The sequence below is a fragment of the Mesorhizobium sp. STM 4661 genome (assembly GCF_000359125.1).
GTDB lineage: Bacteria > Pseudomonadota > Alphaproteobacteria > Rhizobiales > Rhizobiaceae > Mesorhizobium.
This window is the reverse complement of sequence record NZ_CAAF010000048.1, coordinates 90666-104564: the sequence shown is the minus strand read 5'-3', so window position 1 is coordinate 104564 and position 13899 is coordinate 90666. Positions and strand designations below refer to the sequence as shown.

At 62.9% G+C, this 13899-nt stretch carries 17 protein-coding genes; 9 read left to right on the top strand and 8 right to left on the bottom strand.

What is annotated here, in order from left to right; genetic code table 11:
• Nucleotides 1-247: 247 nt before the first annotated feature.
• Nucleotides 248-1168, bottom strand: coding sequence for a polyphosphate kinase 2 (ppk2, locus tag MESS4_RS15690; RefSeq protein WP_006332554.1), 921 nt, complete (start codon nt 1166-1168; stop codon nt 248-250).
• Between the two features lie 280 nt (nt 1169-1448).
• On the opposite strand from ppk2, the gene MESS4_RS15685 reads away from it, so the two are divergent.
• The gene (locus MESS4_RS15685; RefSeq protein ID WP_006332552.1) at nt 1449-2486 is read left to right on the top strand and encodes an aldo/keto reductase; all 1038 of its coding nucleotides are present in this window, start codon (nt 1449-1451) and stop codon (nt 2484-2486) included.
• 28 nt (nt 2487-2514) lie between these two features.
• On the opposite strand, the gene MESS4_RS15680 is transcribed toward MESS4_RS15685, so the two are convergent.
• Nucleotides 2515-3486, bottom strand: a complete 972-nt coding sequence (locus MESS4_RS15680; protein WP_006332551.1) for a glycosyl transferase family 90 — start codon at nt 3484-3486, stop codon at nt 2515-2517.
• Nucleotides 3487-3677: 191 nt separating this feature from the next.
• Here MESS4_RS15680 and MESS4_RS32290 point away from each other — a divergent pair, with 191 nt between their 5' ends.
• Nucleotides 3678-3836 (top strand): hypothetical protein, encoded by a 159-nt coding sequence (locus MESS4_RS32290; RefSeq protein ID WP_006332549.1) that lies wholly within the window; start codon nt 3678-3680, stop codon nt 3834-3836.
• A 50-nt stretch (nt 3837-3886) separates the two neighbouring features.
• On the opposite strand, the gene MESS4_RS15675 is transcribed toward MESS4_RS32290, so the two are convergent.
• The gene (locus MESS4_RS15675; protein ID WP_036241412.1) at nt 3887-4147 is read right to left on the bottom strand and encodes a DUF982 domain-containing protein; all 261 of its coding nucleotides are present in this window, start codon (nt 4145-4147) and stop codon (nt 3887-3889) included.
• A 98-nt stretch (nt 4148-4245) separates the two neighbouring features.
• Entirely contained in the window at nt 4246-4911 is a 666-nt protein-coding gene (locus MESS4_RS15670) for a GntR family transcriptional regulator (protein WP_006332545.1), read from the bottom strand.
• Nucleotides 4912-5014: 103 nt separating this feature from the next.
• On the opposite strand from MESS4_RS15670, the gene MESS4_RS15665 reads away from it, so the two are divergent.
• The 3 genes from MESS4_RS15665 to MESS4_RS15655 all read left to right on the top strand — a co-directional run bounded on the left by MESS4_RS15665 (nt 5015) and on the right by MESS4_RS15655 (nt 7143).
• Nucleotides 5015-6268, top strand: a complete 1254-nt coding sequence (locus MESS4_RS15665; protein ID WP_006332544.1) for a multidrug efflux MFS transporter — start codon at nt 5015-5017, stop codon at nt 6266-6268.
• Between the two features lie 54 nt (nt 6269-6322).
• Nucleotides 6323-6703, top strand: a complete 381-nt coding sequence (locus MESS4_RS15660; protein WP_006332542.1) for a YkvA family protein — start codon at nt 6323-6325, stop codon at nt 6701-6703.
• A gap of 65 nt (nt 6704-6768) precedes the next feature.
• Nucleotides 6769-7143, top strand: coding sequence for a DUF423 domain-containing protein (locus MESS4_RS15655; RefSeq protein ID WP_006332540.1), 375 nt, complete (start codon nt 6769-6771; stop codon nt 7141-7143).
• A gap of 72 nt (nt 7144-7215) precedes the next feature.
• Here the strand turns inward: MESS4_RS15655 and MESS4_RS33970 are convergent, their stop codons facing one another.
• Both MESS4_RS33970 and MESS4_RS32280 read right to left on the bottom strand, forming a co-directional pair.
• Nucleotides 7216-7365, bottom strand: coding sequence for a hypothetical protein (locus MESS4_RS33970; RefSeq protein ID WP_006332538.1), 150 nt, complete (start codon nt 7363-7365; stop codon nt 7216-7218).
• 63 nt (nt 7366-7428) lie between these two features.
• Nucleotides 7429-7572, bottom strand: a complete 144-nt coding sequence (locus MESS4_RS32280; protein WP_006332536.1) for a hypothetical protein — start codon at nt 7570-7572, stop codon at nt 7429-7431.
• Nucleotides 7573-7762: 190 nt separating this feature from the next.
• On the opposite strand from MESS4_RS32280, the gene MESS4_RS15650 reads away from it, so the two are divergent.
• The gene (locus MESS4_RS15650; protein WP_006332534.1) at nt 7763-8845 is read left to right on the top strand and encodes a LacI family DNA-binding transcriptional regulator; all 1083 of its coding nucleotides are present in this window, start codon (nt 7763-7765) and stop codon (nt 8843-8845) included.
• A gap of 11 nt (nt 8846-8856) precedes the next feature.
• Here MESS4_RS15650 and MESS4_RS15645 read toward each other — a convergent pair whose 3' ends face one another.
• Nucleotides 8857-10032, bottom strand: coding sequence for an OpgC family protein (locus MESS4_RS15645; protein WP_006332531.1), 1176 nt, complete (start codon nt 10030-10032; stop codon nt 8857-8859).
• 203 nt (nt 10033-10235) lie between these two features.
• Here MESS4_RS15645 and MESS4_RS15640 point away from each other — a divergent pair, with 203 nt between their 5' ends.
• A complete protein-coding gene (locus MESS4_RS15640; RefSeq protein ID WP_006332518.1) occupies nt 10236-10907 on the top strand; it encodes an alpha/beta hydrolase in 672 nt (223 codons plus the stop codon).
• 13 nt (nt 10908-10920) lie between these two features.
• Here MESS4_RS15640 and sthA read toward each other — a convergent pair whose 3' ends face one another.
• Nucleotides 10921-12309 (bottom strand): Si-specific NAD(P)(+) transhydrogenase, encoded by a 1389-nt coding sequence (gene sthA, locus MESS4_RS15635; RefSeq protein ID WP_006332514.1) that lies wholly within the window; start codon nt 12307-12309, stop codon nt 10921-10923.
• A gap of 202 nt (nt 12310-12511) precedes the next feature.
• On the opposite strand from sthA, the gene MESS4_RS15630 reads away from it, so the two are divergent.
• Together MESS4_RS15630 and MESS4_RS15625 are read left to right on the top strand one after the other, a co-directional pair.
• Entirely contained in the window at nt 12512-12982 is a 471-nt protein-coding gene (locus MESS4_RS15630) for an RDD family protein (RefSeq protein ID WP_006332509.1), read from the top strand.
• 139 nt (nt 12983-13121) lie between these two features.
• Entirely contained in the window at nt 13122-13886 is a 765-nt protein-coding gene (locus MESS4_RS15625; protein WP_006332508.1) for an arginyltransferase, read from the top strand.
• Nucleotides 13887-13899 lie beyond the last annotated feature (13 nt).

Genomic DNA, 13899 nt, shown 5'->3' with positions numbered 1-13899 from the left:
TCCAAGCCGACCAAGAGACCGAGCCTCCCCCAATCAGATGGCCTTCATATATGAATAACTTTCCCCGGACAGCCCTGCCCGCACGGGGGGAGATCGGATGTCGCGCCGGCTTTCGCCAATCATCAGCGTTGCAAGAATAGCGCGGTCGGCGACGCTGCCAATCTCCCCCCTCGTGGGGGAGATGTCCGGCAGGACAGAGGGGGGCGCGAAGGAATGCCGCCCGGCGGACTTTAGCAGTCCCAGACGATCAATATTTCTCCGGCACGTAGAGCTCGCGCGGCAGCACCTGGCGTTCGTATTCGGGATTGAAGACACGCTCCGGCAGCGTGATCTCCTCGTGCGGCACCTCCTCATAGGGCATCTGCTTGAGGAGATGGTCGATGCAGTTCAGCCGCGCCCGCTTCTTGTCGTTGCCTTCGACGATGAACCAGGGGGCTTCCGGGATGTTGGTGCGGGCGAAGGTCTCTTCCTTGGCCTTGGTGTACTGTTCCCAACGCACGCGCGCCTGCAGGTCCATTGGCGACAGCTTCCACTGCTTCATCGGGTCGTGGATGCGCATCAGGAAGCGCATCTGCTGTTCCTCGTCGGTGATGGAGAACCAGTATTTGACCACCGTGATGCCCGAACGGACCAGCATGCGCTCGAAATCGGGGACGTCGCGGAAGAACTCCTCGACCTGATCGGGGCCGGTAAAGCCCATCACCCGCTCGACGCCGGAGCGGTTGTACCAGGAGCGGTCGAACAGCACGATCTCGCCGCCGGCCGGCAGATGCGGCACGTAACGCTGGAAATACCATTGCGACTTCTCGCGTTCGGTCGGCGCCGGAAGCGCCACGGCGCGGCAGATACGCGGATTGAGCCGCTGGGTGATGCGCTTGATGACGCCGCCCTTGCCGGCGGAATCGCGGCCCTCGAAGATCACGACCAGCTTCTTCTTGTGATAGGCGACCCAGGACTGCAGCTTGATCAGCTCGGACTGCAAGGTGATCAGGTCGCGAAAATACTGCATGCGATCGATCGATGGCGGATGCGAATTCTTGTAGATCTTGGCGATCTCCAGCGACAGCGCCGGTTCCGACATTTCCAGCTCGTAGTCTTCATCGAGCGTGTCGGCGAGTTCCGCTTCCAGCCAATCCTTGGCCGGAGAATTCTGTTTTATCTCGGTCATTTTGTGCTGCTCCGCGTGCAAGCCTGCCGGCTTTTGTCCGGCGCCCTCAATCCCGGCCTGCCGGCCGTAGATGGGACACCTTAAGCCGACTTCAATATAGACCGGCAATGACGGTTTTATTGCAAAGGACCAATGCGCCGATCACCGCCATCAATCGGCGAGATGTGAGCGACCAGTTCGTGCCGAGGGGCGACAAGCCGCGCAAATTATCCTACAAATGCCCGTCTCATTTCCGGGCGACCCGCAAGGCGCCCTCTTCAACGCATTGCGAGGATCTAGTATGGAATACCGCACTCTCGGCCGTTCCGGGCTGAAGGTTTCGACGCTGACCATGGGCACCATGACCTTCGGCGGCGCCGGCGCCTTTTCGGCGGTCGGCAAGACCGATCTCAAAGAGGCGCGCCGGATGATCGATCTGTGCATCGATGCCGGCATCAACGTCATCGATACGGCCAATGTCTATTCGAACGGGCTTTCGGAAGAGATCATCGGCGAAGCGCTTGGCGGCAAGCGCAAGGACGACGTGCTGATCGCCTCCAAGGCGCGCATGCGAATCGGCAAGGGCCCGAACGACGAAGGCCTGTCGCGCTACCATCTGATTCGTGAATGCGAAAGGAGCCTGAAGCGCCTTCGCACCGATGTCATCGACATCTATTTCCTGCACGAATGGGACGGCATGACGCCCCTGGAAGAAACCATCGCCGCGGTGGACACGCTCGTCACCCAGGGCAAGGTCCGCTATGCCGGCTGCTCCAACTACTCCGGCTGGCAGGTGATGAAGGCGCTTGGCATCAGCGACCGCCACAACCAGTCGCGCTTCATCACCCAGCAGATCCACTACACGCTGGAAGCGCGCGAAGCCGAATATGAGCTGCTGCCGATTTCGGTCGACCAGGGACTTGGCGTGCTGGTGTGGAGCCCGCTCGCCGGCGGATTGCTGTCCGGCAAATACAACCGCGACAGCCCCACCGCCCGCCAGCTCAGCGGCTGGTCGGAACCACCGATCCGCGACGAGGACCGGCTATGGCGGATCGTCGACGTCCTTGCCTATATCGGCAAAAGCCATGGCGTGTCCGCGGCGCAGGTGGCGCTTGCCTGGCTGCTCGGCCGGCCGGCTGTCAGCTCACTGGTGATCGGCGGCCGGACCGAAGCGCAGTTCAAGGACAATATCGCCGCCGCAAGCCTGGTTCTTACCGACGACGACCGCAAGCGGCTCGACGCGGTCAGCCGTCCGCCCGTGCTCTACCCCTATTGGCACCAGCAACAGACGGCGAAGGACCGGTTTGGCCCGGCCGATCTGGTTCTCGACCGGGAATAGTGCCCGACAAGGTTCAATCCCTTTGGCGCTATGCTGAAATGTAGCGCCAGACCTCCGCGTCGGGCTCGACCTGGCCGCTGAGAACGAAATATTTGTAGAGCACCAGCAGGCAGATCGCCTGCTCGGTCGGTTCATCGGCAAATTTTCGGCAGTAAGCGTTGGCCGCGGCAACGATGCGTTCGGCTTCGGCCGGATGGCGCTCGAGATATTGCACCCGTTCGGCGAGATCCGAAAAATCCGGAGCGAGCGGCACATAGTGGACGTCAGCCACGAGTTCGCTTTCGGCGAACCATGTCTCGTATGTCGGTGGCGGCATCAGGCACAGCGAATTCGAGCTCATGATCCATTTGAGGTTGGTCGCGACGTCATTGCCTTCGAGCGAAATGATGTAGCGATAGCGCCGCTGCTGATCGATGCTCAGATAGGGCTTGCGATACTCCGCCGCCGCCGTGCGTTTGGGCGTGCCGACGTCGCAGAACGGCAGGTCGCGGGCGACCTCCAGAAGCAAGGTGCGTATCGGATTGTTGAGCTCGCCGCGCCAGACCGCGGCCGGAAGCTTGTCGGCGAAGGCAACATCGTCGGCGGGCATGTGGAAATGACGGAACTTGTTGAGCTTGAACAGAACGCCGTTCTTGTTGTCGCCGGCGATCGGCCGGTCCTTCACGATCGCGGGCATTTTCGGCACTTCGATGACGTCGCCGAACTCGAGGTCGACGAGCAAGCCGGGATCGAAGTAGCGGGTAAACTCCTTCAGGTCGTAATAATACATGCTCCGGTCCGTCGGCAGCCGGCTGACCGGCACGGCATCGGGGCTCGGCGCGAAACCGTCCTGCAGCCTGTTGCAATAGTTGAGGCGCTCGCGAACCGCGCCGTCCGAAAGCCTGGCCTGGTCGAGCAGTCCGGCGAGCCGGCGGCGAAACAGTGCCTGCGGAGCGATATCGCGCATGGCATTGCGCGCATAGTAGAACAGCTTCTGTGCGTTTCTTTGAAGCGTGGCCATCGGTCACTTGGTTCAAAATAGTTTGGCGGCTGTCGGCGTCCGTACCCCGGCCTTTCCTACACCATTGTGCCAGCCATCTTGCAAGCCCCGAACCGGACCGCCGCCAGCTATGCAGCCGATCGCCCGCCTGCGGTGTTGTATTTGCGGTCCAATGCTCCTAGGCAGGGTCAAGCATAGTGAAAGGAAACGATATGGCGCGAGCACCGAACTACGATCAGGAACGCAAGGAGCGCGACCGGCAGAAGGCCGCCAAGAAGGCGGAAAAGCTGGCGGCCAAGGTCGCAGCCAGGGAGCGTTCGAAACCCGAGGGCGACACAAGCTCCGAAACCGAAGCGGAAGCAGCTAAATAGAGCGGTCGGCCCACGTAGCGGGCCAGGTCCGTGCAGGTTCCCGCCTGCCTTCAGGCAGGGGCCTTGTCGCTGACGAAGACGTTCACTTCGCGCGCCGCGGCGATGAAGGCGCGCCTTGCGTTCATCGCCGGCTTGTCGCCGGCCAGCGCATCGTGGCAGGCCTGCAACGCTTCGCGATGCTTGGGACTGCGCTTGCCGGGCCAGCTATTCAGGAGGTAATCGGAAGCCTCCCGAGCCGTACGCAGGAGCTGGTTGGTCCCGTCCGTGGCCGACTTGACGGTCACGGGTGTTTCAAATCGGTTGTTTTCCATCGCCGCTCTTACGCCATCGCTGCTCGCGAAGCGAGGGCGAAAGTGTGCTTCACGTTCGCGGACCGGCTTTTGCGCGACGACACCTGCTTTATGCCCGGTCAAGCGGCAACGACGGCAAATCCCCTGGCGCGCAAGCCGCGCCGGTCATTGTGCAGCGACGCCACCAGCCGGTCGCGGCTGCCGACGATGTGCGCCGAAAGCCGGCGCGCCGCCTCGTCGGCATCGCCGGCCCGCACTGCCGCCAAAATGGCATGGTGCTCGGCCCAGGCACGGCCAAGTGCGGCCTCGTCGCGAATCTCCAGCCAGCGGGCGCGCGACAGGCGTGTCATCGCATCGCGGACCGCCCTGAACAGGAACTCGTTGCCGGACAGGCGCGCCAACTCGATGTGGAAATCCATGCCGATGCGATGCCACTCCTCGCGCGGCGTGGCGGCATCGCAGGAGTCCAGCATCGCCTCGATAACATCGACGGCGCTCCTGTCCTCCAGCGCACAGGTGAGCCTGAGCGCGGCGACCTCGACCGCCTCGCGATAGACCGCGATCTGCTCTAGCTCGGCGAGATTGATGGGCGAGACCGTCCAACCGCGACCGTCGCGGCAGATCAGGCCTTCGGTTTCGAGCCGCAGCAGCGCGGCCCTGACCGGCGTGCGCGAGGCGCCGAACCGGCTTTCGATCCAGCGCTCGGTCAAACGCTCGCCCGGACCGATCTCGAGGCCGAGGATCATCTCGCGAAGCTGTCTCTCGACATTCTGCATCTGCGACATCGTGGTCCCATTCGTGCGGCCGCATTGACAGCGGCCATGACGGATACCAAATTGGTATCCCAAATTGGTATCCGCAACAAGCCCGATACCGGGCAGGACAGATATGGCGCAGGGCAACACGGAACACGGCACTTACAATGTTCACTGGCGGCGCAATCTCGCCGTGTGCTTTGCCGGTTCGTTCAGCACGCTCGTCGCGATGACCCTGCTGCTGCCCTTCCTGCCGCTTTATGTCGAGCAGCTCGGCGCCGAGGGCCACGCAGCTATCGTGCAGTGGTCCGGCATCGCCTATGGCGCCACCTTCTTTGCGGCCGCACTGGTGGCGCCACTGTGGGGACGTTTGGGCGATCGCTATGGCCGCAAGCTGATGCTGGTGCGGGCGAGTTTCGGCATGGCCATCTGCATGTCGCTGACCGGCATGGTGGAAAGCGTCTGGCAATTGGTGCTGCTGCGCCTGCTGATCGGTTTTGCCGGCGGCTACTCCTCCGGCTCGACCATACTGGTCGCCATGCAGACGCCGAAGGACCGTTCGGGCTGGGCGCTCGGCGTGCTGTCGGCCGGCATCACCGCCGGCGCGCTCGTCGGTCCCCTGCTCGGCGGCGCGCTGCCGCCGTTGATCGGCATCCGCGCCACGTTCCTGCTCGCCGGCGGCGTTATCTTCCTGGCGTTCCTGGCAACAACCTTCCTCATCAAGGAGAACCCTCGCCCGGCCGCCGGCAAGGCAGCATCGGCCGAGAAACCGAAAGGCGGCTGGGCACAAATCCCCGACAAGCGCCCTGTTGTCGCCATGCTGGCGACCGGCATGCTCCTGAGTTTCGCCACCATGTCGATCGAGCCGATCATCACGGTCTATGTCCAGCAGCTCATCGAGGATCAAAGCCGGGTCACGCTGATCTCCGGCGTCGTCATGTCGGCGGCGGCGCTCGGCGCCATCCTGTCGGCCTCGCGGCTCGGCAAGCTCGCCGACCGCATCGGCCACTGGAACGTCATTGTCGCAGCCCTTGCCGTCTCGGCACTGCTGCTGATCCCGCAGGCGTTCGTCTCGCAGGGCTGGCAGCTCATCGGCCTGCGCTTCCTGATGGGCCTGGCGCTTGGCGGCCTCCTGCCCTGCATCACCAGCGTCATCCGCCACAATGTTCCGGATGGCGTCGGCGGCAATGTGCTGGGTCTGTCTATCTCGGCGCAATATGTCGGGCAGGTCGCAGGGCCGCTGCTCGGCGGCTTCGTCGGCGGTCATTTCGGCATGCGTGCCGTGTTTCTCGGCACATCGGTGCTGATGGCGGGCGGAGCTGCGTATAACTGGCTGGTCCAGTCACGCCGCACGCGCGACATGCTGGCGGAAGCCGGCAAAACCTGACGCGGTTCGGCAGTGAATCGTCGGCCGTCATCTTTTTTCGGATATACCCGTCCGATGAACAACAGGCTGAAAGACTGGGCACGCACGATCAAGCGAGATGCGCATGCTGTCTACCTCGCAGCCCGCGATCCTCGCACACCTTGGTACGCAAAGGCGCTGGCGCTATGCGTCGCCGGATACGCCCTGTCGCCAATAGACTTGATTCCAGACTTCATACCGGTGCTGGGATATCTCGATGACGCGATCATACTGCCGCTCGGCATTCTGGCTGTGGTGAAAATGATCCCGCCAGAGGTCATGGCAGAACATCGAGCCGCCGCCGCGCTCGCCGAAGAGCGCCCGGTGAGTAGAACCGCCATCGTGGTGATCGCCTGCGTCTGGGTCCCATCCGTCGCACTGGCAGTATGGCTCAGTTATCGCTACTTCACCGGCTGAACTTCAAACTGAGACATGTTTCGCAGCGACACCCGTCGTTTGGCAATTCACGGAGACACCTCAATATGGGCACGGCCGAGCAACCAGCAACCGGCAGCGGCCGCATCCTCTTATTCGCCGGCGGACTCTGCGGCGCGGCCGGCGTAGCGCTGTCGGCCGCGGCGGCGCATCTGGGCGGCGCCTTCGTCAGCACGGCCGCGTCCTTCCTGCTCATGCATGCGCCGGTCTTCCTTGCCGTCGGCCTCGTCGGCGCAAACCGGATCCTGCGGACCGGAAGCCTCATCCTTCTCGTCGGGCTTGTGCTATTCTGCGGCGACCTTCTCGCCCGGGACTTCCTCGGCTCGCGGCTTTTCCCGATGTTGGCGCCCATTGGCGGCACCTTGCTCATCGCCGGCTGGCTGGTGATGGCCGCCTCGGCGCTGGTGCGCCCGCGTTCCTGACGCGTCAGGCAATCTATTTTGAGGCGGGCGGTATCCAACAACGCACGGAGCCGTATTCCGGTAAAACGAGGTTCAGTCTTGCCGGCGCTCGGGCCGGACCAGCAGTTCGCGGTTGCGCGCGGTCGGTTTGACCAGGCGCCTCGGCTCCGGCCGCTCGGCGGCCGGAGCGATGCCCCAGTAGTTGCGATAGATGTCTTCGAACAATTGGTTAATGGGGTGCATGGCTCGGTCTCCTCTCGATATTTTGAATCGATCCAATCGGCCGGCACGAAATATTTTTGCCGATCAGCTCCGCTTGCGCTCCACGAGGAAACGCAATTCACGCTTCCACGGACCGATCTTGCCACGTCGCTTCTCCGTCGCGGCGACCGAGGCGATACCCCAGTCGTTGCGATGAATGTCTTCGAACAGATAGTTGACAGGGTGCATGGCACGCTCCTCTTGTATCGATCCAATCAATGGTTGATACCATACTTGGATCGATTCAAAAGATAGGCTTTGCCGCGTCAGAGTCAAGCCAAAATTTGAATCGATCCAACGAAAGTGCTAGATGCATCCAGCAGAAATGTTTGACGCATCCAACGAAAGTGCTGGATGGGGTCTGAAGGCAAGCAAAAAAATGGCGTCACTCACCGAAGGCAACACAAGACCCGTCCGGTTGGCCGATATCGCCAAAGCCGCCGGTGTTTCGCACGGTACCGCCTCCAATGTCTTCAGCCGTCCCGAGATCGTACGCGAGGAAGTCCGCGAACGGGTCAAGGCGGCGGCCGAGGCGATGGGCTATGCCGGACCGGATCCCAAGGGTCGCCTGCTGCGTGCCGGCAAGGTCAACGCGATCGGCGTCGCCACCACCGATCCGCTGTCCTATTTCTTCGACGATCCGTATGCCCGCGCGATGATGGCCAGTATTTCCGCAACATGCGACGCCACCGGCACCGGGATAGCGCTGGTGTCGGCCGGTAACGAGGAGAAACTGGCCTGGAATATCCAGAGTGCCCTGGTCGACGGCTTCATCCTGTTCTGCATTGAGGGCGGCTCGCGCCTCGTCGAGCTGACACTCGAACGCAAGCTCCCTTTCGTCGCGCTCGAACTCGGCTTCGAGGACGACAGGGTTTCGGCGATCGGCGTCGACAATGTCGCCGGCGCCCGCCTGGCGGCGCGCCATCTGGCTGGGCTTGGCCATCGCCGCTTCGCCGTGCTGTCGCTGGCTTTCGCCGACGACAGCACCGGTCTTGTTTCGCCAGGCCAAGTCCAGGCGGCGGTCTACACCGGAACGCGCGACCGCCTTGCCGGCTATTTCGAGGAGCTTTCCCGCTTCGGCGTCGACACCGCCAGGGTGCCGGTCTACGAGACCGAAAACGACGAAGCCAGCACATGGGCTGGCCTCGAAACGATCTTTGCCTCGGCGGAGCCGCCCACGGCCATCCTGGCGATGTCGGACCGGACTGCCATGATCGCGATCGAATGGCTGGCCGCGCGGGACATCGCCGTTCCCCGCGATGTCTCCATCGTCGGCTTCGACGGCGTGCCCGACGCCGCACTTTGCGATCCTGCGCTCACCACGGTCGCCCAGCCGATCGCCGAGATTGGCCGCAGGGCGGCGCGACGAATCCTCGATTTCGACGGCACGGTGCGACGCGAAACGCTCGACGTCGAACTTGTCGTCAGGGCTTCCTCCGGGCCGCCGCCCACGAGGGCTTGAGTCCAGCAGATCTATCGATTGGCACTTGTCGCCATGGATCCCACGCCAAAGGGAGTACGCACCGGCGATGTTTCGCTGCGAACCGGCTTGCTGGACCACCCGATACCCGACAGCCATTCGAGATAGTAGGCGAGCGCGAACTGCATGGCGATCCCGGCTGATATCAGCAGACTGTCATAGGCAAACCCGCCGGGGTTGACCAGCCTCATCACATGCGCCGCCATGGCGATCACCGTGCCGGCGACGAAAACCGGCAGCGACCGCTTGCCCAATATGGCGAGCGGGTGGTCGCGGCTCGTCCGGAACAGGTTCGAGACAGACGGAATGGCCACGACCAGATAGCTCACGGCCAGGATGTGCAGCAGCCTCGGCAGCGACAGGAACGTCTTGTCGAAGCCGCCGATCACCACGGGCAGATTGAACCACGTTATTTGCCCCCAGAGCGGGGTGTGTACCCAGACCAGCGCCCCGGCGACATAGGTTGCGGCCGCGCCAACCAGCCAGCGATTGACCGGAATGGTGCCGCCGCGCCTGACATGCAGCGTGGCCGCCACACCGATATTGAAAAGGAACTGCCACGACAGCGGATTGAGGAACCAGAAGCCAGGCTCCGGATAGTTTGGCGGAGCAATCTGGTAGATCCCGGCGACCAGCCACAGAGTTCCGGATACGGCGAGCGCCGCCAAGGGCCTGCTGCTGATGAACAGCAGGAAGACCGGGGTCATCAAAAGCAGCACGGCATAGACCGGCAGGATGTTGTTATAGCCGAGCTGATGACCGAGCGTGACGATGCCGACCAGCACTTCGGGCGTTTTCCTCATGAGCGGCTCGATGTTGATCATCGCCAGAATGTCCGGCCGCTTCGCGAACACCGCCACCGCGCAGAAGAGGGCCATCACCACCATCGTCGTGACGATGTGGGCGACATAGAGCACGCCCGCGCGGCGCCACAGTTTTAGCGTCGCGAGCAGCCGGCTGCCGGGCTGGAATTTTGTACCATAGGCGAGAGCGACCGACATGCCTGAGATCAGCACAAAGGCCTCCGCGGCATCCGAGAACCCGAAATTCTTGTAGGTCAGGTACTCGTAAGCGGTGCCCGGCACATGGTCGACATATATGGTCAGGAGAGCGAGAGCCCGCAGCACGTCTATGCGCGTGTCGCGATCTGGCGAAACTGGCACGGTCATCGATAAAAGGCCTCAAAGCTGTTTGTTCATGCCGGCAATGCGACCATACCGGCGCATCGCTTCGATTCCTCCCGCAGGGATCAATACCAGCGAAAAACGGATTGAAATGCGCCCGGTTCGATCAACTTTGTAGGAGCCCGAAAATATTCCGTTTTGAAGCCGGCAAACGAACAAAACCATTACGAAATCAAAAGGATGCAACCATGGTGGAAAAACCTGCGGAAGATGGCTCGTTGCGGCGCGACCTGGCGTTTTCCTACCGCCTCTACAAGCCGGCAAAGCCAAGCGGCGAATGCTTTTTCCTGCTGCATGGGTCAGGCGTCGACGAGACGACGCTGGTGGCGCTGGGGCGACGGATCGCGCCGCGCGCCGTGCTGGTGGCGGTCCGCGGTCGCATCGTCCAGGAGGACGGTTTCCGCTGGTTCACGCGGATCACGCCGACGCGCTTCGAACAGGAGAGCATCCGCAGGGAGGCCGGCGCCTTCTCAGATTTCATCACTGAGGCGGCGAAGCGCCATGGCCTCGATTTTTCCCGAATGACATTTCTCGGCTATTCGAACGGCGCCAATCTGGTTTCGAGCGTGATGCTGCTGCATCCAGGCCTCATCGAACGGGCAGCATTGCTGCGCCCGATGCCGGTGCTCGACGACGTGCCACCCGTGGATCTTTCCAGATCGCGCGTGCTGATCGTCGCCGGCGCCGCCGACCTGACCTACGCGCCCTTTGCGCCGGCGCTGGTCATCCTGCTCAGCCAGCATGGCGCCGAAGTCGACGCGCGGATTGTCCCCTCGGGCCATGAATTCGGTGATCGCGACGCGGCGATCGTCAGGCAATGGCTGGCGGACCAGGCGGCCATCGTCGCACAGGCGAATTGACGAGCCAGCCGCGTTACCCTCGCCCCATCCTGTTCCAGGCATCCAGCCCTGCGATCTTGTAGGCTTCGGCCAGCGTCGGATAGTTGAAGGTGTTGTTGACGAAGAAGTCGACCGTGCCGCCGAGATTGATCACCGCCTGGCCGATATGGATGAGTTCGGTGGCACCCTCGCCGACGATATGGGCGCCGAGCAGGCGGCGCGTCTCGACCGAAAACAGAAGCTTCAGGAAACCGGTGTCGACGCCCATGATGTGGCCGCGTGAGGTCTCGCGGAAGCGCGCCACCCCGACCTCATACGCTCCGCCACTCTCGCGCACCTGCTCTTCCGACTGGCCGACGGTGGAAATCTCGGGCACGGCGTAGATGCCGTAGGGAAAGGTTTCCGGCGGCGGCGGCAGCGGCACGCCAAAGGCGTGGCAGGCAGCCACCCTGCCCTGCTCCATCGAAGTGGAGGCAAGGCTTGGAAAGCCGATGACGTCGCCGGCGGCATAGATGTTCGGCGCACTGGTCTGGAAGGTCTGTGGATCGACCTTGATGCGGCCTCGAGAATCGGCCTCGATGCCAACCACGTCCAGGCCCAGCGCGCCGACATTGCCGGTGCGCCCCGCCGCATAAAGCACCATCTCCGAGCGGATGGTGCGGCCGTCGGCAAGCGTCACCTCGGCGTGGTCGGGTTTCGAGGCGATCTCCTTGACAGCGCTGCCCAGCCGGATCGTCATGCCGCGGTCGCGCATCTGATGGATGAAATCGTCGACGATCTCGCGGTCGACGAAGTCGAGGATGGTGTTGCGCGGCTCGACCAGCGTCACCGGCACGTCGAGCGCCGAAAAGATCGTCGCATATTCAACGCCGATGACGCCGGCGCCGATCACCGTCAGCGTGCGCGGCAAGCGGTGGAGTTCCAGCATCTCATCGCTGTCGAAGATGCGGGTCTTGTCGAAGGGCACGTCGCGCGGCCGGTGCGGGCGGGTACCGACCGCGATCAACGCATTGGCGAAACCGACCTCGCTGTGGTCGCCATTGTCCGCCGTCAGGCTGACCTTGTTGGGACCGAGGAACTTGACCGCGGCGCGGGCGCTTTTGACGGTGTTGCGCATGAACTGGTGCTGCAAAACCTCGACCTCGTGATCGAGCGTCTTGTGCAGGCGCTCGATCAGGTCGGCAACGGAAATGTCCTGCTTGACCCGGTAGCCGCGACCGTAGAAACCGCGCTCGCGCCAGCCGGAGAGGTTGAGCACCGTCTCGCGCAGCGTCTTCGAGGGGATGGTGCCGGTATGCACGGAAACACCGCCGAGGCGCCGGCCCCTGTCGACCACCAATACCGATTTGCCAAGCTTGGCCGATTGCACCGCGGCGCGGCGCCCGGAAGGGCCGCTGCCGATGACCAGCATGTCGTAGTCCATGTTGCCCCGTCCCTCGCGCCTTTGTTGCGCCGCAGCAAGCTAACGCTATCCGTGCCGTGAATTCAACCGATTCAGCCTCAAGGCTCGGCCCGACTTCACAGCAGGCCGGTGAAAGATCCGATCTTGATTCTGCCGCTGGCCTTCACCATTTCACCAGCATTGAGTCCGCACCCTATTGCGGGTCCGATTACGAGGACATGACATGAACGCGCGCGTACTTGACGGCGAAATCATCACCACCAGGCTCGACGATGTCAGGGCCTATGAAGGCGTGCGCACGCCGCGCATCCTTGCCTTCATCCTCGACTATTGCATCGTCGCGCTGCTCACCATTCCGTTCGCGATCCTGGTGTTCTTCCTCGGGCTGTTGACGCTCGGCCTCGGCTGGATGCTGTTTTCCGTCCTCGTGCCGGTCGTCGCCATCCTCTACATCTGGAACACGCTGGGCAGTGCCGACCAGGCCACCACGGGCATGAAGATGATGGGCATCCGGCTCGACCGCCTCGACGGCACCCGCATCGACGGGCTGACGGCTGTCGTCCATTCGGTGCTGTTCTGGGCCGGCAATGTCATCCTGACGCCGCTGATCCTTCTGGTGACGCTGTTTTCCGACCGCAAGCGCACGCTGCACGACCTGCTGCTCGGCACGGTGATCAGCCGCAGCGGCCGTTGAAACAGCTTTCGAGGAGTCGCCGCAGCCGCTTATGCGCAAATGTGAAGGCGTCCGGGCAACCACGCCTGCACAATCCTGTTGAATTTTTCGCCGTCCGCGCCAAAGGTAGAGCGATTCGCAGGAGTGTCTCCAAGGCTCGATGACGCAGCACCCGACCCAGTCGCCGCAGTTCTTCCTGACCGCGCCGTCGCCGTGCCCCTATCTTGAGGGCCAGTTCGAGCGCAAGGTGTTCACGCATCTGGTCGGCGACAAGGCGCCGGAGATGAACGACCTGTTGACGCAAGGCGGCTTCCGGCGTTCGCAGAACATCGCCTACAGGCCGGCCTGCGAGACCTGTCGCGCCTGCGTTTCGGTGCGTATCCTGGCCCAGGAATTCACCGCCAGCCGCAACATGAAACGGGTGATCCAGCACAATTCGGACCTTGTCGGCGCCATGCACGACGCCCAACCGTCCACCGAGCAATATTCGCTGTTTCGCGGCTACCTCGATGCCCGCCACAGACGCGGCGGCATGTCGGACATGACGGTGCTCGACTACGCCATGATGGTCGAGGACACCCATGTCGACACCAAGGTCATCGAGTACCGGCGCCGCGGCCCCGACACTTTCATCACCGGCAAGGGCCAGGGCGAGCTGATCGCGGTGGCGCTCACCGACAAGATGGCCGACGGCCTGTCGATGGTCTACTCCTACTTCAATCCCGACTTCGAGGACCGGTCGCTCGGCACCTTCATGATCCTCGACCATATCGCCCGCGCCAAGGCGATGGGCCTGCCCCATGTCTATCTCGGCTACTGGGTCAACGGCTCGCGCAAGATGAATTATAAGATGCGCTTCATGCCGCAGGAACATCTCGGTCCCAAGGGCTGGGAACGCTACGACCACGAAGCGGTTTCGCGCTGACCTTTTCTTCCGC